This window comes from Geobacillus sp. Sah69 (assembly GCF_001414205.1).
Classification (GTDB): Bacteria; Bacillota; Bacilli; order Bacillales; family Anoxybacillaceae; genus Geobacillus; species Geobacillus stearothermophilus.
Window position 1 is genome coordinate 1 of the sequence record NZ_LLKS01000018.1, and the last position, 22,326, is coordinate 22,326.

Genomic DNA, 22,326 nt, shown 5'->3' on the forward strand with positions numbered 1-22,326 from the left:
CTTTCGACCGGCACACATGCGCCGGGTTGACCATGACCAACGGGATCCCGTGCTCCTCGAGGAAGTAGGCCAGGTTCAACCAGTAGTGCCCGGTCGGCTCCACCGCGACGATCACCTCTGACTTCCCAAACGCTTGCATCGCCTCCTGAATCGCTTTATACAGCTGCTGAAACCCCTCTTTCGACTGGAAGATCGGGAACGACTTGCGAAGCACGCGCCCCCGGTCATCCACGAAGCAGGCGTAGTGGGTTCGTTTCGCGATATCGATGCCCACGACAAGCGTTTGTTCCGTAACTTGATCAATTTTATAGTTTTGTGTACAATTCATCTGAAGTCCTCCTTGGCATGATGGTAGGTATTGTTTGACACCCCTGCATCATACCAAGAGGGCTTTTTTTGATCAAGTCCCCGGAAAAGCTCCTAACGGGAATGCTCTTTTTACTAGTGCTGGCGGTCGCGCTGCTCATCATCTCAGCATGGTTGGAATCAACGGTGTCTCATGTATAAAAATAGACGGGTCTAAAAAGCAGGAGGCTCTTTACCACAACATGTACTTGACAAGCAATACAGCTTCCTGCACAAAGATTTGAAAAAATCACGGATTTGTTGATTTTCCCTTACAAGCGTAAATAGAGTTCAGAAAAAATCAAGTACAACTTTTGGTGAAGAGCCAAGCAGGAAAAGGGGAAGAAATAGATGGAACCGTTATTTTCATTGCAAAACTTGACGTATCGCTATGATGGGGGAGCCACGATTTTTCAGCAGTTCTCATTTTCCATTTTTTCAGGGGAGACCGTGCTTCTCACCGGCCCCAATGGAGTGGGGAAAACGACTCTTTTGCATATTATTTCGGGATTGCTCGATAAAGGAGAGCTGCATTATCAAGCCTTTTATAAAGGCAATCCGATTCAGCCTCCCGACATGCGCGCTCATTTGTCTTATGTGACATCCGAGACTGTCATGTTTTCAAAATTGACGGGTTATGAAAATATCGAATGTTTCCGGCTTTTATGGAAGCTGGATCAACAGTACGTCCGCAAAGCGAACGAATTATGCAGTCTGCTTGGAATGGAGGAGATGCTCCCGCTCCCGGTGGATCAGTATTCATTAGGAACAAAACAAAAACTGCATATTGCGATTGCTTTAGCCCGCCCGGTCGAATTGTATTTGATGGATGAACCGTTCAATTCCCTTGATAGGCTAAGTCGCGATCGGTTGGCGGAGTGGATTCAAGGCGACCGTCAACATGCTTATCTCATTGCTTCTCACGTTCATCAAGAGCGCTTCCCTGGCTCCCGCATAATCTCGCTTACACGTCCAAACAATGAAGACAAAATAGAAAAATGACGGTGGGATCTTCAGGAAAAATTCAGTTTTCATACGTGTGATCAAGGATTTTTCCGTTGCACTTTCCACTCTCCTATGTTCTAATTAGGAATAGTGAACATCAAGAAGATGGGGGGCTGAAAGTGAACGGAGAAATCATCCGCTTCGAGCGAGTGACGAAGGAATACGACGGAACGGTCGTATTGGATGACGTCAGTTTTGCGATGGAGCGCGGGAAGTTTTATACGCTGCTTGGCCCGTCAGGGTGCGGGAAGACGACGATTTTGCGGCTGATTGCCGGGTTTATCGAACCGACGGAAGGAACGATTTATTTCCACGGGAAGCCGATTCAAAACGTCCCGCCGAACAAACGGCAAGTCAACACTGTCTTTCAAGACTATGCGTTGTTTCCTCACCTCGATGTGTTTGAAAACGTGGCATTTGGCTTGCGCGTAAAAAAGATGAAAGAAGCGCACATCCGCCAAAAAGTGAGCGAAGCGCTCCGGTTTGTCAACTTGGACGGCTATGAGCGCCGCCGCATTCAAGAGATGTCCGGCGGTCAGCGCCAGCGCGTCGCGATTGCGCGGGCGATTGTGAATGAGCCAGAAGTGTTGCTCTTGGATGAGCCGCTATCGGCCTTGGATTTGAAACTGCGCACGGAAATGCAGTATGAACTTCGCGAACTGCAGCGCCGCTTAGGGATTACGTTCATTTTTGTCACGCATGATCAAGAAGAAGCGTTGGCGATGTCCGATTACATTTTTGTTCTAAATAAAGGAAAAATTCAGCAGTTTGGGACGCCGAAAGACATTTACGACGAGCCTGTCAATCGATTCGTTGCCGATTTCATTGGCGAATCGAACATTTTGTCAGGGCGCATGATCGACGATTTCCTCGTCGAATTCGCCGGCAAACAGTTTGCGTGTGTCGACCGCGGTTTTGCGCCGAACGAACCGGTTGATGTCGTCATCCGCCCGGAAGATTTGGAGCTCGCGGCGCCGGAAGATGGGCAGATCGTCATCCGCGTCGATTCGCTCTTATTCCGCGGTGTCCATTATGAAATTTGCGGCTATGACGAAAACGGCAACGAATGGCTTGTCCATTCGACGAAAAAGGCCGAAGTCGGGGAAACGGTCGGCCTTCGTTTTGAACCGGAAGCGATTCACGTCATGCGAGTCGAAAAGGAGGATGAGGACGCATGACGGAACGGGCGTGGCGGAACTGGTATTTAATCCCTTATGGCATTTGGCTTGTGCTGTTTGTCGTGGCCCCGATTGTCTTTTTGGTGTATGAATCGTTTTTGGATCTTGACGGCCATTGGACGTTGTCCAACTACAAATCCGTGTGGACGCCCATTTATTTGAAAATGATGGCGTATTCGTTTTGGTATGCGTTTTTAATCACGCTTGTGTCGCTGCTCATCGGCTATCCAACCGCCTATTGGCTGACAAAGACGAGGCACAAGCAGTTATGGCTGTTGTTGCTTATTTTGCCGATGTGGGTGAATTTGCTGCTGAAGGTGTATGCGTTTTTAGGGCTGTTCGGCACGTACGGGCTGGCCAACGCTTTGTTGAAAGCGCTGGGCGTCGGGCCGCGGCAGCTGTTGTTTACCGATTTCAGTTTTGTGTTTGTGTCGGTGTACATTTTTATTCCGTTTATGGTGCTGCCGATTTTCAACGCGCTGGAGGAGCTGCCGCCATCGCTTGTCGATGCCGCCCGCGATTTAGGCGCTTCAGCGTGGACGACGTTCCGCCGCGTCGTTTTCCCGCTCACGCTTAGTGGGGTGAAGGCCGGCTGCCAAGCGGTGTTCATCCCGTCGTTGTCGTTGTTTATGATTACGCGCCTTGTCGCTGGCAACCGCGTCATTACGCTCGGCACTGCCATTGAACAGCATTTTCTTGTCACCCAAAATTGGGGGATGGGGGCGACGATCGCGGTTGTGTTAATGATCGCGATGGCGGTCATCGTCGTCTTGACAGGAAGCGGAAGAAAAGAGGGAAGCCGATGAAACGGATGCAGGCATGGGGACGTGTGTACTTGTTAGTCGTGTTTGCCGTGATGTATATGCCGATTGTGTATTTGATGTATTATTCCTTCAACAGCGGCGGGGCGATGCACGATTTTCAATCGTTCACGCTCAAGTGGTACCGCGACGTGCTGTCCGACGACCGCTTGCCCATCATCGTTTTGAATACAATCGTCATCGCACTGTTGTCGGCGGCGGTTGCGACGATACTCGGGGTCATCGGGGCGCTCGCCATTTACTATGTCAAGCGGCAACGGACGAAAAACGCTCTTCTCGCTCTCAACAACGTGCTGATCGTCAGCCCAGATGTCATCATCGGTGCTTCGTTTTTGCTGCTGTTTACAATCGCTGGCATCAAGCTCGGCTTTACATCCGTGCTGTTGTCCCATATCGCTTTTAGCGTGCCGATTGTCGTGTTGATGGTGCTGCCGAAACTGGAAGAAATGAGCCCGACGCTGATTGATGCGGCTAGAGATTTAGGAGCCAGTCATTGGCAAGTGCTGTCCGGTGTGGTGCTGCCGTTTTTGGCTCCGAGCATATGGGCGGGCTTTTTCATGGCGCTCACGTATTCGCTCGATGACTTTGCCGTGACCTTTTTTGTCACGGGAAATGGGTTCTCGACGCTGTCCGTGGAAATTTATTCGCGGGCGCGCCAAGGCATTTCCTTGTCAATCAACGCATTGTCGACGCTTCTGTTTTTATTTACCATGCTGCTCGTCATCGGCTATTACGTGCTCAGCCGAAAAGGCGGCCGCTTGTACGGGATAGGGGGGCGAAAGTAGGTGAGACGGCTTGTCCAAGGATTTGCGGCTGTGTTCATCGCCGCGTTCGTCCTGATGTTTGTCACTCATCGGCTGAACGAAGCGGAAGGGTACGGCGGAGGCAAAACGGTGACGGTCTACAACTGGGGCGATTACATTGACCCCGCGCTCATTCGCGAATTTGAAAAAGAGACAGGGTGGAAAGTGATTTACCAAACGTTTGATTCCAACGAGGCGATGATGGCGAAAATCGCCCAAGGCGGGGCAACGTTTGACGTCGCCGTTCCATCCGATTACGCCATCAGCAAAATGATCGAGGAAAACTTGCTGTTGCCGCTCGATCACGACAAGCTGCCGAATTTACAATATATCGAGCCGCGGTTTCTCAACTTGCCGTTTGATCCGCACAACCGGTATTCCGTGCCGTATTTTTGGGGGACGGTCGGCATCGTCTACAACCGCGAGATGCTTGGCGGCAAGACCATCACAAGCTGGAACGACTTATGGGATCCGAACTTGCGCAATCAAATTTTGCTTGTCGACGGAGCGCGCGAAGTGATGGGCATGGCGTTAAACAGCCTCGGCTATTCCCTCAATGACACGAACAAAGCCCATTTGCAAGAAGCAAAGCGGAAACTCGATCGACTCATGCCGAATGTGAAGGCGATTGTCGGCGATGAGATCAAGCTGCTTCTCGCGAATGAAGAAGCGGCCATCGGCGTCGTCTGGTCGGGTGATGCGGCGGAAATCATCGCCGAAAACGACAAGCTCGACTATGTCGTGCCGAAAGAAGGCTCCAACTTATGGTTTGACAACATGGTCATCCCGAAAACAGCGAAAAACATCGAAGGAGCGCACGCGTTCATCAACTTTATGCTCGACCCAAAACACGCGGCGCAAAACGCCGAGTACGTCGGCTACTCGACGCCGAACAAAAAGGCGCTTCGCTATTTGCCAAAAGACATCGCGGGCGATCGCCGCTTCTACCCCGATTTGGATTCAGCAGGGCATCTCGAAGTGTACGAAAACTTAGGAAAACACATGCTCGCCTACTACAATGAACTGTTTTTGCAGTTTAAGATGCAGCAAAAGTAACCATATATACGACAAAAAGTCTGTCCAGCGCGACACCATATTTCCAGCATAATAATCGTGAGGTAAATAGTTTTATACTAAACACAAAAAAGCGGATGGAGGCTTGCCTCATCCGCTTATCGATAATTCACAAACTGCACCTCAATCGGCAAATCCGCTTCGCGAATGGCGGCGATCACCTTTTGCAAGTCGTCTTTGCTTTTGCCGCTGACGCGGATTTGGTCATCTTGCACTTGGCTTTTCACTTTCAAGCCGGTGTTCTTGATGATCGTGTTGATCTTTTTCGCATTCTCTTTGTCGATCCCTTGGACGAGCTTGGCGCGCTGGCGCACCGTGCCGCCTGCGGCCGGCTCGATTTTGCCGTATTGGATGTTTTTCGTCGCCACCCCGCGTTTAATGAGCTTGCCGATGAGCACATCTTTCAGCTGCTCAAGCTTAAACTCATCGTCGGAGATGAGAACGAGCTCGTCTTTCTCGAGCGAAATGTCGCTTTTGCTTCCTTTGAAGTCATAGCGCGTCTTGATTTCTTTCATGGCGATGTTGATGGCGTTCGCCACTTCCGCCAAATCGACTTTCGATACGATATCGAACGAACTTTCTTTTGACATACGTGACCTCCCGGGCGTGTGATGTACTTTCATTATAGAAAATGATGGGTGGGAAGGCAACAATGATCGAAGGGGAAAGAAGGCTAGTTTCGTCCTTTAGCCGGAAGAGGTCTGTATGCAGCGCTATGCTAAAAGCAGGGATTTGATGCAGGAGAAACGAATGTGGAAAAAGGCGGTTTTCAGCCGCCTTTTTGTCATGTTCATAAATGATCCGTCTTCTTCGAATACGCGAACTTCCCGGCTTCGCGGTTTTTTTCGCGCATCATGTTTTTCTCATGGCGCTTCGCTTGGTTGTCGCGCGCTTTTTTGTCATTGTCGCTCGTGTTTGGCATCGGCAGCCCTCCTTTGTTTCGATCGTCCATCATTAGTATGCGGCAAATGGAAATGAACTATATGGAAATAGGGGAAGGTAGTTTGTGGAAAGATAAATGGAGAATTTTTCTTCACAAATGGTTCGCCACAGAGTATAATTAAGTACAAAAATAGAGATAAATGTTTGTAATAGGGTAAATATAGGTGTTTAACGATCATTTTTTATCTAAAATGTTCGTAAAGGGGAATGAAAAATGAAACGAAAACCGTTTGTCCCCTTCAAGCTTCCTCTTAGCGAAGATGTCGTGAATCAAATGCGTTTTCTTCGCGAATTGATCGAAGCGAATAAGGCGATGGTTGAGTATCAAACGATGCTGCGGCATTCAAAGCTGCATCCGCGATTTCTGCTCAGACCGATCATGCTGAAGGAGGCGGTGCAGTCGACGAAAATTGAAGGGACACAAGTGACATTGGATGAAGTGATGGAGACTGAAGCACAAAGCAGAAAAGCGAACAGCGATGTGCGAGAAGCATTAAACTATTATGAAGCATTAGTGGCAGGGATGGATGCGCTGAAAGAGCTCCCCATTTCGACTCGGTTGTTTAAGCAGTTGCATCGAATTTTGTTGTCAAACGATGTACGCGGATCCCATCGTTCGCCAGGGGAATTCCGAAGGGTGCAAAATTTCCTCGGTCCGGAAGGATGCACGATGGAAACCGCCACTTACATTCCTCCGGAGCCGCATCTTGTCAATGAGTATATGTCAAATTTAGAGAAATACATTCATGAACCGAACGATGATTATGATGAATTAGTGAGAGTAGCCATAATTCATGCGCAGTTCGAAACGATTCATCCGTTTCTTGACGGAAACGGTCGGATTGGAAGAATTTTGATTCCGCTCTATTTGTATAGTAAGGGTGTCATCGATTACCCGAACTTTTTTGTCAGCGATGTGCTTGAACGGGATAAGCACAAGTATTACCGCTATTTGAATGATACCCGCTACAAAGGCGACTGGACGCAATGGATTCAGTTTTTCTTGCAATGCGTCCATTTACAAGCGAAACAAAATGTTCGATTGATTCAAAAAGTAAACAATTTGTATGAAGAAGATTTGGAAAAGGCAAGTGCGCTTGTGAACAGCCATAATATTCGAACCGTTGTCAATGTCATGTTCCAGCACCCGATTTTTACCGCGAACATGATGGCGGAGTTGACCGGTTTGCCGGAAGCGACGGTTCGGCGCTATTTGAATCGGTTTGAGGAACAGCAACTCATTTTCTCGGATGGCCGGATGCGGTCCAAAACGTACTACTACTACAACCTTCTTGATCAACTTCGGTGATGAGGACAGGCGCCTGTGTTGTGCAGGCGCCCGTGTTTTGTCCGGCGGGAAAGGCGTCAGATCTCAATATATTTGTTCAGAAAAAAGAGGGCAATCGTCCCTGGTCCGGCGTGTGCGCCGATGGCGCTGCCGATGTCGGAGAGGAAAAAGCGCGTGCAGCCGTGCGTTTCTTCGATCATTTGTTTCAGCTCCAAGGCGGTTTCTTCGTCATCGGCGTGGCTGATGCCAATCGTTTGTTTTTGAAGATCGTCGCCGCGCTCGCCCATCAACTCGACCATGCGCTTTAACACTTTTTTTCGCCCGCGCCATTTTTCGATTGGAATCAGCGCCCCGTCTTCGACATGGAGAAGCGGTTTAATGTTCAGCAGCCCGCCGAACGCCGCGGCGGTTTTGCTGATGCGGCCGCCGCGCGCCAAGTAATCCAAGTTGTCAACGGTGAAAATGTGTTCCATATGGCGGCAATACGCCTCGATCGTTTCACAAAGCAAGTTGTACGGTGTGTTTTGTTTCGCCAGCTCGACTGCCTTCATGACGGCGAGCCCTTGGCCAAGAGAGGCACATTTCGAGTCGATGATCGTCAGGCGAAATTCCGGATATTCATCAAGCAGCTCGCTGCGGACGGCCATCGCCGTTTGGTATGTACCGGATAATTTCGAGGAAAAGGCAATGTAAAGGCATGGCCGGTTTTCTTTGGCGCATGGCAAAAACAGCTCCTTCATCGCCAGTGGGCTTGGCTGTGCCGTTTTCACCGTATGCCCTTGGCGCATGGCGTCATATACTTGCTTCGGCTCGATCGTGATGCCGTCTTCGTAATCTTGGCCGTTCCAATGAACGACAAGCGGCAAAAAGGCGATTTGATGCTCGCGGATGTACGATTGCGGCAAATCGGCTCCGCTGTCGGTGATGATTTGAATGGGCATCTTTCGTCCTCCTCTTTTCTCCTTTCGTGTTCCCCACGGCTCTATCAGATGAACGAACCGTTTCCGCAGGTGAACGGCGATTCATGTTTCTATGTTCAGTGTAGCGGTTTTCAGCTCAGAATACAACGGAAAATCGGGGACGAGAGAAAAAAACAGCTGCGGGAAGCCCGCAGCTGTTATTGGGTGAGCTCATCAAGCTCAGCTTGAAATTGACGCAACTGCGCTTTTTCTGCCGTGTTGGAATGCGCGTACGCGGATGACAAGGCGTTTTTGGCGATGGCAACAGCGCGCTCGACGCTCATGTCGATCTCGCCGCTTTTGGCTTGTTTCGCCTGTGCGACTGCTTTGCGCGCCTCTTGAAACAGACGGTTGCCCATCGTTATGCCCCTCCAAGCGACGTTTCCACCGCTTTTTCCGCTTTGCGTGCTTCCGCCTCGGCGTACGTCAGGTGATAAGGGATTCGCTTGTCATGCCGTTCGACTGCATCGACGCCTTGCTGGACGAAACGCTTCGATTTGTTTCGTTTGCCCATGACCGATTCCCCCTTTAAAAAGTTGAAGACGCGCGTTGCGTCACGTATAGTGTAACCGCCGCCAGGGAACAGTAGTAAGGAAATTCGTTACAAACCGCCGTTCGTCGCTCTGAAAGCGGAAATCTGCTTGACACGACAGGAAAAAATCAATGCAAAAGCGGAAAGAAGTGGTTGGGAGGCGCGAGAAGCCTCCCGTAGCAAGGGGGGCGGCAGGGCTACAGGCCTAGAAGATCTTGTAAATACAAGCCGATACCGTCTTCTTCGTTGCTTTTCGTCACATCGTCAGCGACCGTTTTCAATGACTCGATAGCGTTGCCCATGGCGACGCCCAGCCCGGCCCAATCGATCATTTCGAGGTCGTTGTCTTCATCGCCAAAAGCAATGACGCGCTCCCTTGGGATGCCGAAATAGTCGGCGACTTGTTTTAAGCCTGCAGCCTTATGGACGCCATGGCGGATGATTTCAATGACATGCCACGGTTCGCTCCAGCGCCGTTGGTGGATGACGTTGGCGTACACATTCGCTAAGTGTGATTGAATCCGCTCGATATGATCATCGTCCGTGTACACGAGCACGCTCGTCGGATCTTTGCCGAGCGAGCGGCGCAAATCACCGATTTCCACGGTCGGGTTGCCAAGGCGGACGATGTCAAGCAAGACGTCGTCGTGTTGATGAAAATAAACATTGTCTAACACTTCGGCCATCATATTCTTGATTCCATAGGATTCGCTGATTTCAACAATGTCTTTGACGATCGCAAGCGGCAGCGGGTAATGGTGCATGCCCCACGACGGCTGGCGCGGATGGTGGACAAACGCGCCGTTGAAATTGACGATCGGCGTTGCAAGGCCAAGTTCTTCGTAGTACATGGAGCTTGCCCGGTACGGGCGGCCGGTGGCGATGACAACAAAATGGCCGACGTTGATGGCGCGGCGGATGACGTCTTTGGTAAATGGAGAAATCGTTTTATCCCCTTTGAGCAACGTTCCATCCAAATCCAACGCGATTAAATACGGCTTCATGTCCGACTCCTTTGCCCTCGTTATTCTTTACACTACATAGTGTAACTCTTTTCCAAAATCGCTGTCCATATGGTAAACTATACAGCGATGAAAAAAGAAAAGGGGTTTGTGCAACCATGGTGATCATTGAACAGGAACAGTTGGCCGGCGTGCCGGTTCTTCACGTTGTCAAGTCGGAAAAGCAGGACGCACGGCTGCCGCTGATTTTCTTTATCCACGGCTTTACGAGCGCCAAAGAACATAATTTGCATTTCGGCTACTTGCTCGCCGAGGCGGGCTACCGCGCTGTGCTTCCCGACGCGCTGTTTCACGGTGAACGGGACGAAGGCTTGAGCGAACGGAAATTGCAGCTGTCGTTTTGGGACATTGTTGTGCGCACGATCACCGAAATCGAGGAGATGAAAAACGACCTTGTAAGCCGCGGGCTGGCTGACCGAGAACGGATTGGGCTCGCTGGGACATCGATGGGCGGCATCGTCACATTCGGCGCGCTCGCCGTCTATCCGTGGGTGAGGGCGGCGGTGGCGCTCATGGGCTGCCCGAACTACAGCGCCTTTTTTGATGAGATGATTGAAGAAGGAAAGAGGCGCCAAATCGACATTCCGCTGCCGCCGACGCTGCTTGCGCTCGAAAAAGAAAAGCTCGCCCGCTACGATTTATCCAAGCAGCCGGAAAAACTCGCCGGGCGGCCGCTGTTCATCTGGCACGGGAAAGCCGACCAAGTCGTCCCGTATGCTTATACATATGAGTTTTACAAGCAAATTAAACCACTTTATGAAGGAAACGAAGACCGGCTGCAATTCATCGCCGACCCGCACGCCGGCCATAAAGTGACGCGTGAAGCGTTTTTGGAGACGGTGCGCTGGTTTCGCAAGCATGTGTAAGCAAAATCGGCAATGAGGAAACGAACATGTTTGTGGTCAGCTAAAGCGTGCTTCACAAGAGGAAATCCGCCTTTTAAACAAAAAAGGCGGATTTTTCGTTTGAACACATTTTTTATTCAAATGAATATTTGAATATAAGGGGGAGATATGCTATTCTATATTCAAATTAATATTTGAATATTGGCAAGGAGCGAGAAGGAATGCACCGTCATGATGTGTGCGACGTTTACTGTTATGACGACGAGAAGGTCGAGCGGGTTCAGCGGCGGCTTCGCGATGAACCAATTGCCGAGATTGTCCCTTTTTTTAAGGCGCTTGCCGATGAAAACCGGGCGAAGATCGTGTATGCGCTTTGCGGTGAAGAGGAGTTGTGCGTCTGTGACCTAGCGAACGTCATTGGTGCGACGGTGGCGACGGCATCACATCATTTGCGCATTTTGTACAAACAAGGAATTGTGAAATATCGAAAAGAGGGGAAACTCGCCTTTTACTCGCTGGATGACGACCATATTCGCGAGCTGCTGCTTGTCGCGCTCGCCCATCGGAAAGAGGGGGATGGCCGTGGGGAATGAACAAACATTAGATCGGCTCGAGGCCAAAACATACCGCGTGCAAGGACTGACGTGCACAAACTGCGCAGCTAAGTTTGAACAAAACGTGAAATCCTTGCCCGGCGTGAAAGAGGCGAAAGTGAATTTCGGCGCCGCCAAGCTCACCGTTTGGGGCGAGGCGACGATTGATGAACTTGAGCAGGCAGGAGCGTTTGAACAGTTGACCATTCATGAAGAACGAGAGCGCACCGTCCGGCCGGAACCGTTTTGGAAGAAGAAAGAGAACAGGAACGTCCTTGTCTCTGCTGTATTGCTTCTGATTGGCATTGCGGCCGATGCGGCGGACAAGGGGATGCTGGCGATTGCGATGTATTTGGCGGCGATCGTGATCGGAGGCTACTCCCTGTTCTGGACGGGGCTCCGGAATCTGGCCCGCTGGCAGTTTGATATGAAAACATTAATGACGATCGCCATTCTCGGTGCAACGGCGATCGGGGAATGGCAGGAAGGGGCGGTTGTTGTCATTTTGTTCGCCATCAGTGAAGCGCTTGAGCGCTATTCGATGGAGAACGCGCGGCGGTCGATCGCCTCGTTGATGGAGATGGCGCCCGCTGCAGCGACGATTCGGCGCGGCACGGAGGAAATGACCGTTCCGGTCGAAGACGTTCGCGTCGGGGATGTCATGATCGTCAAGCCGGGTGGAAAAATCGCTTTGGACGGCATTGTCATAAGCGGCGCCTCCACAGTGAATGAAGCGGCGATCACCGGCGAAAGTCTGCCGGTGGAAAAAGCAGTGGGGGATGCAGTGTTTGCCGGGACGCTGAATGGAGAAGGATTCCTCGAAGTTGAAGTGACAAAGCGGGCGGATGAAACGACATTGGCGAAAATGATTGATCTTGTGGAAGAGGCGCAAGCGGAGCGGGCGCCGTCGCAAGCGTTCGTCGACCGGTTTGCTCGCTATTATACGCCGTTTATTATCGTGACCGCGCTTCTGATCGCCATCGTTCCGCCGCTCGTGATGGGCGGGGAGTGGCTTGATTGGATTTACCGCGGTCTTGCCGTTCTTGTCATCGGCTGCCCGTGCGCGCTCGTCATCTCCACCCCGGTGGCGATTGTCACCGCCATCGGAAACGCGGCTCGGCGCGGTGTGCTCATCAAAGGCGGCGTGCATCTCGAACAAATCGGCCGGCTGCGTGCCGTTGCCTTTGATAAAACCGGGACGTTGACGAAAGGGAAACCAGCCGTGACCGATGTCGTCGTGTATGAAGGAACACGTGAGCAGCTGTTGGCCATCGCCGCCGCCATCGAAAAACGGTCGCAGCACCCTTTGGCTTCTGCCATCGTCCGCAAAGCGGAAGAAGAGGGAGCACCGTTTCTTGATGTGGCCGTCGAAGAGTTTCAATCGCTCACCGGCCAAGGAGTGAAGGCGGCGATTGCGGGGAACACGTACTATATCGGCAGCCCCGCTTTGTTTACCAGTTGGATCGGGAAGTTGCCCGATGAAGCGGAAAAGCAAATCTCTGCCTTTCGGGACGAAGGAAAAACCGTGATGGCCGTCGGCACGGCCGATCGGCTGTTGGGGCTTGTCGCCGCGGCCGATCAACTGCGGCCGTCCGCCCCGGAAACGGTTGCCGCGCTGCGGCGCCTTGGGGTGGCGGAAGTGGTGATGGTGACGGGCGACCACGAGCAAACCGCACAGGCCATCGGCCGTCAAGCGGGCGTATCCGATATTCGCGCCGAGCTCCTTCCGAAACAGAAGCTGGCGGCGATCCGCGAGCTGAAAGAACGTTGCGGCATGACCGCCATGGTCGGCGACGGGGTGAATGACGCCCCTGCCTTGGCCGCGGCCGATATTGGTGTGGCGATGGGCGGGGCGGGAACGGATGCCGCCTTGGAAACAGCCGATGTTGTGCTCATGGCCGACGATTTGCGCCAGCTGCCGTACACCGTCCACCTTGGGCGCCGAACGCTTGCCGTCATCCGGCAAAACATCGCCGTCGCCTTAGGGCTTAAAGTGCTGGCACTCGTGGCCGCCTTCCCGGGCTGGCTCACCCTTTGGCTCGCGGTGTTCGCCGATATGGGCGCGACGCTGCTAGTGACACTCAACAGCATGCGCCTATTGCGGGTGAAGGAATGAGACGGGGCTGCGGGCAGCGAGATACATCGTCCAACTTAGAAGAAGTGCATTTGTCCTCTCTCATGAAATGCGTGGAAAATATGGGTGCTTTCTGACGATGAGAGACGGTATAATGAAGAGGAAAACATCACAGCTGATTAGGTTGAATGTTTGGGGATAGCGGCTGTTGGATGGAACCATCGTTTTGGTCTGTTCATGGAAATCGTGGGGAAGAGGGGCGTCATGAAGGGATCTCGAAAAGAAGAGAGGCATGAAACGCAACGGACAGAAGAGATTCAACGGATGGATGACCGGGTGTTTTCTCGCCGGCCGAACAGTTGGATCGGATCGCCGCGGGAGGGGCGATGAAGCGGGAAGCCCTCGATTGGTGAGGATTTCCCCGGTGGATTCGATATGTCGGATACATCGCCTTCGCCTTTTTTGTCATCGTTCCTTTGATGGCATGGTTGTGGAACGTGTATATAGATACGAGCTGAAAATGGAAACGATCCGCCAGTTCGATTGGATGAAGAGCATATTGATTCGTTTCATACCAAGAAAACAATCGATTCATCCCTAGAGGCAAAGGGCGCAACGCATCCAACCGTTGTTTCAGCTCGTCGATTTTGGCAAACATCGCTCTCACCTCTTGGTATATGATTCGCGGCCTCGATTCGTTTTTCCTTTAAATAGCCAAGCGATGGCTCTCGTTTTTTCTATTATGATACAAAAATAAAGGGCGGGGAGTGTTCAGCAGTTGCAGAACAATGAAACAACCGCCCGCCCAACACGGGCGAACGGCGAAAAGGGGATGGAAAAGTGGAGTGTTTCAAGAAAAATGCCCAAGCTGCCGGAGCGCTTCTTCGCTCATTCGCTCCGGCGTCCATGGCGGGTTCCATGTCACTTGGACGCGCACGTCACGGATGCCGTCAATGTGCTCAAGCGCCCGTTTGACGCCGCCGGCGATCGAGTCGTGAAGCGGGCAGCCGGGGGTCGTGAGCGTCATCAGGACATTGATATGCCCATCTTCGATTTTTAAGTCATAAATCAACCCTAAATCGACGACGTTAATGCCGAGCTCCGGATCAAGGATCGTTTTCAGCTGTTGAATGGCAAGTTCGCGGACATCCATCGTTCTTTTCCTCCTCATTCGTTTATTTTCGGAAGACCGTTAAAATCGTTCCCGCAAAGGCAACGCTTAATCCAGCCAGCAGTGTTTGAGCGACGGCCAACAGCGGCACGCTCGCGACAGCAAGCGCAACGGCCGCCAGCGCGAGAGCGAAAAGCCATAGGCGGCATTGGACGGTGACGGCTCGCTCATTCATCATTTGTTTTAACGTCGGCACGTTTTGTTGGCCGACTTTTTCGCTGTAGCGATGCGTCCACCATAAAAACGGCACGATTTTGAACAAATAGCCGACGATGCTGAAGAGAATCCAGCCGACAATGAATAGATAAACAATGATGCCAAGCAGCCGTCCGCTGCCGACGACGATGGCGACAAAGGCGGCAACGTGCAGTCCAAGACCGATGACGATGGCCGAAAGCGAAAAGCGGAACGGGCGGTCAAGCGTTTTTTTCATCCGCTTTTGCAAAATGGCGCGGATATGCCAGGCGAAAACAAGGAATCCGCTCATGAGCAAGGCTGCACCGGCTATAAGCCATGCGTGGCTTCGCAAGAATAAGCTGGCGAACGCCACCGCAATCCCGCTGATGTACAGCGCATAGACGTAACGCGCCGGCCGCAGCGAAAAGCCGTGGGCGAGCGAGAACATCGGTACCATTTTGTACGAAAAGCCTATGATGAGCAGTGTGAACCAGCCGCACAGCCCGAACAGCACATGCAAGCCGAACACCGTTTCATGACTGTTGGCGCCTGTGGCGGCGAAAAAGTGAAAGGCAAGCAGCCCTCCAGCGGCGCCCGTCAGCAGCAAAAACAACAAGGAAGTCGCGACAAACAGCGTCATGATCGTTCTGTTTTTTTGTTGTTTTAATGTCATTGCCATTTGCCAGACAAACAGCACGATGCCGAACAGCAGAAGCAAGCCAGGGAGAAACGCTTGGTTTGGCGTAAACGCTAAACTGGCGGCAAAGGCGACGATGCCGAGAGCGGTGATCGCAAACTGCCAAAAACCGAGCCGCTCGCTCCAAATCGGCGTCAAAAAGGCGACCGGAACGAGCTGGTACATCGCCCCCATGGCCGTCATCAATGCAAAGCCAAGCAACGCCAAGTGGGCCGCCGCCCATACGAACGGCAGCCGGAACGCGCCGCTGCTAAGTGAGGGAATCGCTCCAAGCAACATAAGCTGCGACGCGGCGAACGCCAACACGGCGAACATGATAAACGAGAACGGAAGACGGACGTCTGTTTCCGTCCCCGTGCGAGTAGGAAACACGTTGCTCATCCTTTCGTAATGCGGATTTCAAAGCTGCCGTCTTCGCGTGCGACCGTCTCGTGCCGGTAGCCGAGCTCGTCAAGCTGTTCGTACAAAAACATCGGGCGGCGGTCGTTAATGATCGTCAGCGTCTCCCCAGGATTCAGCTTCGCGAGGGCAGCGAGCGTCCGCATCATCGGCTGCGGCGGCTCGAGTCCGCGGTTATCGAGGATCATCGGTCATCCCCCCTGCTTCACAAACGTTACTTTCCAATGTTTTTTTTCGATTTGTTCGGCCTCGTAAGTAAATCCTTTCGCTTTCATAATCGGAAACAGCGGCAGCGGCTTGAATGGAGCGTGCAAAATGAACGTATCGCCCGGCTGCAGCGGTTTGATGGCGTTCATAATTTTTTCAAACGGCTCACGTTTCTGCCGCAAATCTTCGCGCACATCGAGTTCAATTGTGACAGCCATGTGCACTCCTCCTTTTTGACTATTATGATAATCATTTTCAATGTTTGATGTTGTGATATGGCTCACACATGGACGTTAGAAAAAGATTTCTTTTTCCAATCCTTCCTGGTCGATCAAATAAAAGCCGTGTTCGTCGACATTGATCAACCCTTTCCGTTTCAGCTGGCTCAACGTCCGGCTGACCGTTTCCCGGGCGGTGCCGATCATGTTGGCCAGCTCGCGGTTCGTCACATGGGCGGTGAGACGGTGCCACTTCCCTTGTTTGACGGCGTTCGTGCGCGTCAGACGCAACAAAAGCAGCACGATTTGTTCGTACGTATTATGGAGCACTTGCGCCTCAAGCCGGTTTTGCAAGTCGACGATTTTTTCGCCCATGACGCGGAACAGTTTTATGCAAAGTTCAGGGCTCGCCATCAGCACTTGTTCGAAATCGTGGATCGGGATCGCGATCAATGTCGCTTCCTCGACCACTTCGGCGTGGGCCGGATAGGTGCCTTTTAAGAAAAAGCCGGCATGCGGAAACATTTCTCCCGTCTGCAAAATCGAAACGATTTGTTCTTTCCCGCTGAAGTCCGTTTTATAAATTTTTACCGTGCCGGAATGAATGAAATAGACACGTTCTAACGGGTCGCCTTGCATAAAGACAAACGTCCGCGGCTTGTAAACGCGCACGTGGGAAATGGCAACCAGCGAATCAAGCTCGTAATCGGACAGTTCACGAAACAACGGAACAGCTTTTAAGCGGTCTTTCATCCAATGGTTCGCCATGGCGTTCTCTCCTTTGGAAATGTGACAAAAGTGTGGCGGCTGTCAACAGAGCATCGATGCTTTTCTCTTTTTGAACATCCGCGCCGTTTGGCCTTTTTTGCCTTCATTGTATACATTCTTACGCCATAAAGCTGTGATATAAATCATAACGGACATTTGTCCCAGCTCACAAACCGGCCTCGATTCAGCACGCTACAATGGGGGCGAACAAACGAGAAGGAGGTTGTCTCATATGGAAGTTCATCGATCCGTTCGCCCCAACATGCGGCCGGGGCGGCAAACGACCAACGGTTTTCTCAAATCGATTCTCATTTTCACCATTTTAATCAGCTTCACTGTCCTGCTTGTCGGCGGATATTGGATTTTTAAAGAAATGGCGCCGAGGCCGAAGGAAGTGCGCAGTGAAGACGGCCAAGTGTTGATGACGAAAGAAACGATCATCGGCGGGCAGGCCGTCTTCCAAAAATACGGGCTGATGGATTACGGAACCGTGCTTGGGCATGGGTCGTATATGGGGCCGGACTATACGGCGGAAGCGTTGAAAATTTATACGGAAGGCATGCAAGATTACAAAGCAAAAGAGCGGTATCACAAACCGTTTGCCGATTTAACCGCCGATGAGAAAACGATCATCCGCGAACAAGTCATCAAGGAAATGCGAAAAAATCGCTACAACCCGGTTACGGATGTTCTCGTCCTGACAGATGCGCAAGTATACGGGTTGGAAAAAGTGCGCGACTATTACCGCGACGTGTTCACCAATGGCGACGGTTGGGGATTGAAAAAAGGATTGATCAAAGAAAGTGACATGCCAAAATCAAGCCGTGCTTGGGTCGCGGACGGCGACCAAATCAAGCAAATTGCCGACTTTTTCTTCTGGACCGCTTGGCTGTCAAGCACGCCAAGACTTGGCGACCACATCACCTATACGAACAACTGGCCGTACTATGAGGACGCCGGCAATACGATGTCATTTTCCGCGGTATGGTGGAGCGGCGCGAGCGTCACGATTTTGATTTTGTTCATCGGGATCATTTTGTATGTGTTCCACCGCTATCAGTTAAGCATGCAAGAAGCGTATACAGAAGGAAAGTTTCCGGTCATCGATTTGCGGCGGCAGCCGCTGACTCCGTCGCAAGTGAAAGCGGGCAAATATTTCGTTGTCGTCGCCGCGCTCTTTTTCGTGCAAGCGATGTTCGGGGCGTTGCTCGCCCACTACTATACGGAACCGGACAGCTTCTTCGGCATCAAATGGATCCATGACCTATTGCCGTTTAACATCGCCAAAGGGTATCATTTGCAGCTGGCGATTTTCTGGATTGCCACCGCTTGGCTTGGCATGGGGATTTTCATCGCGCCGCTTGTCGGTGGGCAAGAGCCGAAAAAGCAAGGGCTGCTCGTCGATCTGCTCTTCTGGGCGCTTGTCGTCCTTGTCGCCGGCAGCATGATCGGCCAATGGCTAGGCGTCAACGGCTACTTAGGGAACAGCTGGTTCTTGTTTGGCCACCAAGGTTGGGAATACATTGAGCTCGGCCGCGTTTGGCAAATCATTTTAGTCGTGGGCATGCTGCTTTGGCTGTTCATCGTCTTTCGCGGCATCAAACGAGGGCTGAAGCAAGAAAGCGACAAAGGCGGGCTCATCCACTTGCTGTTTTACTCAGCCATTGCCGTTCCGTTCTTCTACATTTTCGCCTTCTTTATGGAGCCGGATACGAACTTTACGATGGCGGATTTTTGGCGCTGGTGGATCATCCACTTATGGGTGGAAGGCATTTTCGAGGTGTTTGCTGTTGTCGTCATCGGGTTTTTGCTCGTACAAATGAGATTGGTGACGAAAAAATCGACAGTCCGGGCTCTCTATTTCCAATTTACGATTTTATTGGGCAGCGGTGTGATCGGCATCGGCCACCACTATTACTACAACGGTTCACCGGAAGTATGGATCGCTCTTGGCGCGGTGTTCTCGGCGCTCGAGGTCATTCCGCTTACGCTCCTTATTTTAGAAGCGTACGAACAATATAAAATGATGCGCGACGGCGGGGTCAACTTCCCGTATAAGGCCACATTCTGGTTTTTGATCTCCACAGCGATCTGGAACTTGGTCGGCGCCGGGGTGTTCGGCTTTCTCATCAATTTGCCGGCGGTCAGCTACTTTGAACACGGGCAATTCTTAACGCCGACCCACGGCCATGCGGCGATGATGGGCGTGTATGGCATGTTTGCGATCGCCGTGCTTCTTTACTCGCTGCGCAACATCGTCAAACCGGAAGCATGGAACGACAAATGGCTGAAATTCTCTTGCTGGATGCTGAACATCGGCCTGGCTGGCATGGTTCTCATCACGCTTCTCCCGGTTGGGGTGCTGCAAATCAAAGAAGCGTTTGAACACGGCTATTGGGCGTCCCGTTCGCCTTCGTTCTTGCAAAAAGATGTCGTACAAAACTTGCTGCTTGTCCGCTTTGTTCCGGATACGATCTTTTTGATCGGCGTCGTTGCGTTGCTTGTTTTCGCCATCAAGGTGCTGTTCCATTTGCGCAAGCCAACGCACGGCGAAGGGGAAGAGCTGCCGGTGGCGAATTTGGCGGAGGAAGAATAACCAAAACGGGGCTGACCAAAAACGCGAATGCGTTTTGGAATTAGCCCCTTTTTTACACCAAAATATCGTTCGTTTTCTGGCAGAATAGAGTTACCATAACCACTATCACTGGAAAAGGAGCGATTCGTTTATGAAACATCATCATAATTTTTGAAGAGTGTACCATGAATCATCTCACGTTGCCAGGCGATATCATTCCACTGGATCATATGGCTCATGTAGTTTACGAAATGGTCGAACGCATTCCGATGGAGATGTTTCTTCCTTTACTATAAAGGCGGCCGCACCTCAGAAAGGCAAGGAGAGATGCTTCCTCCTTGCTCATGTTGTCTTTATAAGACGAATGCTGGAAATTGCCGCTTCGTGTTCAATCGAACGCCTAGAAAGAAGATCTAAAATCCGTTCGTGCTTTTCCATGTTTTGTTCTATTTTCTTAACGATTTCATTTGTTTCAAGCACTGCTTGTTGGAGGAAAACAAATTCTTGCTTTGTGACCATATTGGCTTTGACATGATCTAATTCTTTCATTAGGTTGTTCTTTACGTCCTCAAGCTCTTGCTTGGTGGCCATGTTGGCTTTGATGTCTTCAAGCTCCTGCTTGGTGGCCATGTTGGCTTTGATGTCTTCAAGCTCTTGCTTGGTAGCCATGTTGGCTTTAATGTCTTCGATCTCTTTTGTGAAACTATGCTTCACTTCTTCGAGTTCTTGTTTAGTGGCCATGTTGGTTCTAATATCTTCGAACTCTTTTGTGAAACGATTCCTCACTTCTTCAAGTTCTCGTTTCGTTGCCATGTTGGCTTTAATATCCTCAAGCTCTGTTGTGAAGTTTTGCTTCACTTCTTCGAGCTCCTGTTTCGTTGCCATGTTTGTTTTGATATCGCTTACTTCATGTTCGATCATTTGGAGCTTGTCCAAAATTTGGTTCAATATCTCTTCCAAGGAAAATCCTCCCTTCTAATAAGATATATAGCAGCCCTGGAAAAGCGAGTGATGATGAATCGCTCCTTTCTTTTGAGGACTGGGGAAACGAGCGTGTAGAGTAAGTGGTTGAGGAAAGGGATGGGATTGTAGCGCAGAACAAATGAGGACAATCGTTCCCCATTCATATTATAAATGATTCGTAGAAATTTGAAAATAACGTTTTGTGTCATTGTCGCTTTGTATCCGTCCAGGAAAAGGAGTGCGTTTTAGCCCGTACGGTCATGTTAATCCCGGCAGCGACATTGTTTTTAAGAAAATCGAACTTCCTTTCTTTGATAATAAGAAGAAACAAGGGATTTAATCGGAATCGTTCATGATCAATGTACGATTTAAAAAAGAAAGAGCTGGCTCCAAAAGTCCGCTTTTTAGCGGATTTTTGGCTCAGCCCCCTTTCATTTGTTAACGTTTTCAATCACTTGTGGCATTTGTCCGGCGTGGTGTGTTCGGTTTCCTTTTGCTTGTCATGGCATGGAAAGCAGTACAACGTCTCTGTTTCTCGGCTGACGATGCCGTTTAAAAACCCATGCAGACAATGGATCGGCTTGCCGCATTGCGCGCAAAAGCCAACAAGCTCTTCCAACCGCCATTTCTCCTTTCATGGGGATTGAACATGTTCACCTTCGGGCTGTGACGCTCGTCACTACCCCCCAAGGTTCAAGCGGTTATGATAAAGTATATAATTCATTATACTACAAAGGAGGCCAATGTTATGAACCAATTTGCTGCCAAAATCCACGCCCCGGACTATCCGCCGCGCGATCGCCATCCGGCAATTTTTCGGCTGTTTGACAATTTGAAGCCGGGGGAAGTGATGGAGCTGACGAATGACCATGACCCGCGTCCGCTGCAATACCAATTCATGATGGAGCGTCCGGATCAGTTTACATGGGAGTACTTAGAGGAAGGGCCGGACGTATGGCGGGTGGCCATCGGCAAAAAATAAATCATCCGCTCCATAGGGATTTCCGTCGACAGGCGGAAATCTTTTTTTTCGCCGGTTCGTATGGTACGGTAGGGACAGATGATGTTCGGAAAGAGGGGATAGAGATGAAACGAGCCATTGCCGGAGCGGTGCTCGCCGGCGGCCAGTCGCGTCGGTTCGGGCGGCCGAAGGCGTTTGCGCTGCACGAAGGCGCCCCGTTTTTCACTTGGTCGGTCGCGGCGCTCGATCCGATCGCGGATGAATTGTATATCGTCAGCCACCCGTCGCTTGTCGATGAATTCCGCCGCCAAACGGATATCCCGGTGCTGCTCGATGTCGAGCGCTGCCGCGGCTGTGGGCCGCTGGCCGGCCTTTACACCGTTATGGAACAGAGCCGAGCGGATTGGGTGTTCGTCTTGCCGTGCGACATGCCGTACATGCGGCGGGAAGTGACAGAGCGGCTTGCTTCCTATATCGATCCGATGTTTGACGCCATCGTCCCGCTCCATGACGTCCGTCCCGAACCATTGGTCGCCTTATACCACCGTCGGCTTCGCTCCGTGATCGCCGAGCTGCTTGATGCCGGCGAACGGCGGATGATCTCGCTTATTGACCGCGCCCGCGTCCGCTATGTTGACGCCCAACAGCTTGCCGCGGATGAAACCGTATGGCGCAATGTCAATACGGAGGGAGAGTACCGGTGAAGGGG

The 22,326-nt window shown here is 51.3% G+C and carries 27 protein-coding genes; 12 read left to right on the forward strand and 15 right to left on the reverse strand.

Annotated elements, in window-relative coordinates:
- On the reverse strand, positions 1-328 hold a 328-nt coding region (locus AP057_RS01625), incomplete at its 3' end, for a transposase (RefSeq protein WP_147437951.1).
- Positions 329-696: 368 nt separating this feature from the next.
- Between AP057_RS01625 and AP057_RS01630 the strand changes: the two genes are divergently transcribed.
- From AP057_RS01630 to AP057_RS01650, 5 genes are all read left to right on the forward strand, one after another.
- Positions 697-1,347, forward strand: coding sequence for an ABC transporter ATP-binding protein (locus tag AP057_RS01630; protein WP_055357913.1), 651 nt, complete (start codon positions 697-699; stop codon positions 1,345-1,347).
- 122 nt (positions 1,348-1,469) lie between these two features.
- A complete protein-coding gene (locus AP057_RS01635; protein ID WP_055357914.1) occupies positions 1,470-2,528 on the forward strand; it encodes an ABC transporter ATP-binding protein in 1,059 nt (352 codons plus the stop codon).
- A complete protein-coding gene (locus tag AP057_RS01640; RefSeq protein WP_055357915.1) occupies positions 2,525-3,334 on the forward strand; it encodes an ABC transporter permease in 810 nt (269 codons plus the stop codon). Before AP057_RS01635 ends, AP057_RS01640 begins: the two co-directional genes overlap by 4 nt.
- Complete coding sequence (locus tag AP057_RS01645; protein ID WP_050368316.1) at positions 3,331-4,134, forward strand: ABC transporter permease; 804 nt, start codon at positions 3,331-3,333, stop codon at positions 4,132-4,134. Before AP057_RS01640 ends, AP057_RS01645 begins: the two co-directional genes overlap by 4 nt.
- Complete coding sequence (locus tag AP057_RS01650; protein ID WP_055357916.1) at positions 4,135-5,208, forward strand: PotD/PotF family extracellular solute-binding protein; 1,074 nt, start codon at positions 4,135-4,137, stop codon at positions 5,206-5,208. It abuts the gene before it with no gap.
- A 116-nt stretch (positions 5,209-5,324) separates the two neighbouring features.
- On the opposite strand, the gene AP057_RS01655 is transcribed toward AP057_RS01650, so the two are convergent.
- Both AP057_RS01655 and AP057_RS15900 read right to left on the reverse strand, forming a co-directional pair.
- On the reverse strand, positions 5,325-5,816 hold the full coding sequence (locus AP057_RS01655) for a YajQ family cyclic di-GMP-binding protein (protein WP_055357917.1): 492 nt from the start codon (positions 5,814-5,816) through the stop codon (positions 5,325-5,327).
- A 200-nt stretch (positions 5,817-6,016) separates the two neighbouring features.
- Complete coding sequence (locus AP057_RS15900) at positions 6,017-6,148, reverse strand: DUF3941 domain-containing protein (protein WP_008879040.1); 132 nt, start codon at positions 6,146-6,148, stop codon at positions 6,017-6,019.
- Positions 6,149-6,382: 234 nt separating this feature from the next.
- Between AP057_RS15900 and AP057_RS01660 the strand changes: the two genes are divergently transcribed.
- Positions 6,383-7,477: a Fic family protein gene (locus AP057_RS01660; RefSeq protein ID WP_055357918.1), complete on the forward strand. Its 1,095-nt coding sequence runs from the start codon at positions 6,383-6,385 to the stop codon at positions 7,475-7,477.
- A gap of 56 nt (positions 7,478-7,533) precedes the next feature.
- Here AP057_RS01660 and AP057_RS01665 read toward each other — a convergent pair whose 3' ends face one another.
- The 4 genes from AP057_RS01665 to AP057_RS01675 form a co-directional block, all read right to left on the reverse strand.
- Positions 7,534-8,397 (reverse strand): DegV family protein, encoded by an 864-nt coding sequence (locus tag AP057_RS01665; protein WP_055357919.1) that lies wholly within the window; start codon positions 8,395-8,397, stop codon positions 7,534-7,536.
- 176 nt (positions 8,398-8,573) lie between these two features.
- The gene (locus AP057_RS01670) at positions 8,574-8,774 is read right to left on the reverse strand and encodes a DUF3813 domain-containing protein (RefSeq protein ID WP_015374102.1); all 201 of its coding nucleotides are present in this window, start codon (positions 8,772-8,774) and stop codon (positions 8,574-8,576) included.
- Positions 8,775-8,776: 2 nt separating this feature from the next.
- The gene (locus AP057_RS17365; RefSeq protein ID WP_162839623.1) at positions 8,777-8,929 is read right to left on the reverse strand and encodes a hypothetical protein; all 153 of its coding nucleotides are present in this window, start codon (positions 8,927-8,929) and stop codon (positions 8,777-8,779) included.
- 215 nt (positions 8,930-9,144) lie between these two features.
- Positions 9,145-9,951, reverse strand: a complete 807-nt coding sequence (locus AP057_RS01675; RefSeq protein ID WP_055357920.1) for a Cof-type HAD-IIB family hydrolase — start codon at positions 9,949-9,951, stop codon at positions 9,145-9,147.
- A 116-nt stretch (positions 9,952-10,067) separates the two neighbouring features.
- Between AP057_RS01675 and AP057_RS01680 the strand changes: the two genes are divergently transcribed.
- The 3 genes from AP057_RS01680 to AP057_RS01690 all read left to right on the forward strand — a co-directional run bounded on the left by AP057_RS01680 (position 10,068) and on the right by AP057_RS01690 (position 13,523).
- Positions 10,068-10,835, forward strand: a complete 768-nt coding sequence (locus tag AP057_RS01680; RefSeq protein WP_055357921.1) for an alpha/beta fold hydrolase — start codon at positions 10,068-10,070, stop codon at positions 10,833-10,835.
- A 200-nt stretch (positions 10,836-11,035) separates the two neighbouring features.
- Positions 11,036-11,407: a metalloregulator ArsR/SmtB family transcription factor gene (locus AP057_RS01685; RefSeq protein ID WP_033005425.1), complete on the forward strand. Its 372-nt coding sequence runs from the start codon at positions 11,036-11,038 to the stop codon at positions 11,405-11,407.
- Positions 11,397-13,523, forward strand: a complete 2,127-nt coding sequence (locus tag AP057_RS01690) for a heavy metal translocating P-type ATPase (protein ID WP_081106652.1) — start codon at positions 11,397-11,399, stop codon at positions 13,521-13,523. Before AP057_RS01685 ends, AP057_RS01690 begins: the two co-directional genes overlap by 11 nt.
- A 220-nt stretch (positions 13,524-13,743) precedes the next feature.
- On the opposite strand, the gene AP057_RS17370 is transcribed toward AP057_RS01690, so the two are convergent.
- From AP057_RS17370 to AP057_RS01720, 6 genes are all read right to left on the reverse strand, one after another.
- On the reverse strand, positions 13,744-14,139 hold the full coding sequence (locus tag AP057_RS17370) for a hypothetical protein (protein WP_055357923.1): 396 nt from the start codon (positions 14,137-14,139) through the stop codon (positions 13,744-13,746).
- A 192-nt stretch (positions 14,140-14,331) separates the two neighbouring features.
- Positions 14,332-14,634, reverse strand: a complete 303-nt coding sequence (locus tag AP057_RS01700; protein ID WP_055357924.1) for a metal-sulfur cluster assembly factor — start codon at positions 14,632-14,634, stop codon at positions 14,332-14,334.
- A 22-nt stretch (positions 14,635-14,656) separates the two neighbouring features.
- The gene (locus AP057_RS01705; RefSeq protein WP_055357925.1) at positions 14,657-15,907 is read right to left on the reverse strand and encodes a hypothetical protein; all 1,251 of its coding nucleotides are present in this window, start codon (positions 15,905-15,907) and stop codon (positions 14,657-14,659) included.
- On the reverse strand, positions 15,904-16,113 hold the full coding sequence (locus AP057_RS01710; protein ID WP_013146125.1) for a DUF2249 domain-containing protein: 210 nt from the start codon (positions 16,111-16,113) through the stop codon (positions 15,904-15,906). The genes AP057_RS01705 and AP057_RS01710 overlap by 4 nt, the downstream gene beginning before the upstream one ends.
- Positions 16,114-16,116: 3 nt before the next feature.
- Positions 16,117-16,350 carry a DUF2249 domain-containing protein gene (locus AP057_RS01715; protein ID WP_033013782.1) on the reverse strand — a complete coding sequence of 78 codons (234 nt, stop codon included), beginning with the start codon at positions 16,348-16,350 and terminating at the stop codon, positions 16,117-16,119.
- A gap of 75 nt (positions 16,351-16,425) precedes the next feature.
- Positions 16,426-17,118: a Crp/Fnr family transcriptional regulator gene (locus AP057_RS01720; RefSeq protein ID WP_050368334.1), complete on the reverse strand. Its 693-nt coding sequence runs from the start codon at positions 17,116-17,118 to the stop codon at positions 16,426-16,428.
- A 232-nt stretch (positions 17,119-17,350) separates the two neighbouring features.
- Here AP057_RS01720 and AP057_RS01725 point away from each other — a divergent pair, with 232 nt between their 5' ends.
- Complete coding sequence (locus AP057_RS01725) at positions 17,351-19,714, forward strand: nitric-oxide reductase large subunit (RefSeq protein ID WP_055357926.1); 2,364 nt, start codon at positions 17,351-17,353, stop codon at positions 19,712-19,714.
- A gap of 321 nt (positions 19,715-20,035) precedes the next feature.
- On the opposite strand, the gene AP057_RS01730 is transcribed toward AP057_RS01725, so the two are convergent.
- Positions 20,036-20,653 (reverse strand): hypothetical protein, encoded by a 618-nt coding sequence (locus AP057_RS01730; RefSeq protein ID WP_055357927.1) that lies wholly within the window; start codon positions 20,651-20,653, stop codon positions 20,036-20,038.
- 454 nt (positions 20,654-21,107) lie between these two features.
- Positions 21,108-21,275 carry a hypothetical protein gene (locus AP057_RS17375; protein WP_200910051.1) on the reverse strand — a complete coding sequence of 56 codons (168 nt, stop codon included), beginning with the start codon at positions 21,273-21,275 and terminating at the stop codon, positions 21,108-21,110.
- Positions 21,276-21,404: 129 nt separating this feature from the next.
- On the opposite strand from AP057_RS17375, the gene AP057_RS01735 reads away from it, so the two are divergent.
- Positions 21,405-21,638: a DUF2249 domain-containing protein gene (locus AP057_RS01735; protein ID WP_033013778.1), complete on the forward strand. Its 234-nt coding sequence runs from the start codon at positions 21,405-21,407 to the stop codon at positions 21,636-21,638.
- Positions 21,639-21,742: 104 nt separating this feature from the next.
- On the forward strand, positions 21,743-22,321 hold the full coding sequence (locus AP057_RS01740; protein WP_055357928.1) for a molybdenum cofactor guanylyltransferase: 579 nt from the start codon (positions 21,743-21,745) through the stop codon (positions 22,319-22,321).
- Positions 22,322-22,326 lie beyond the last annotated feature (5 nt).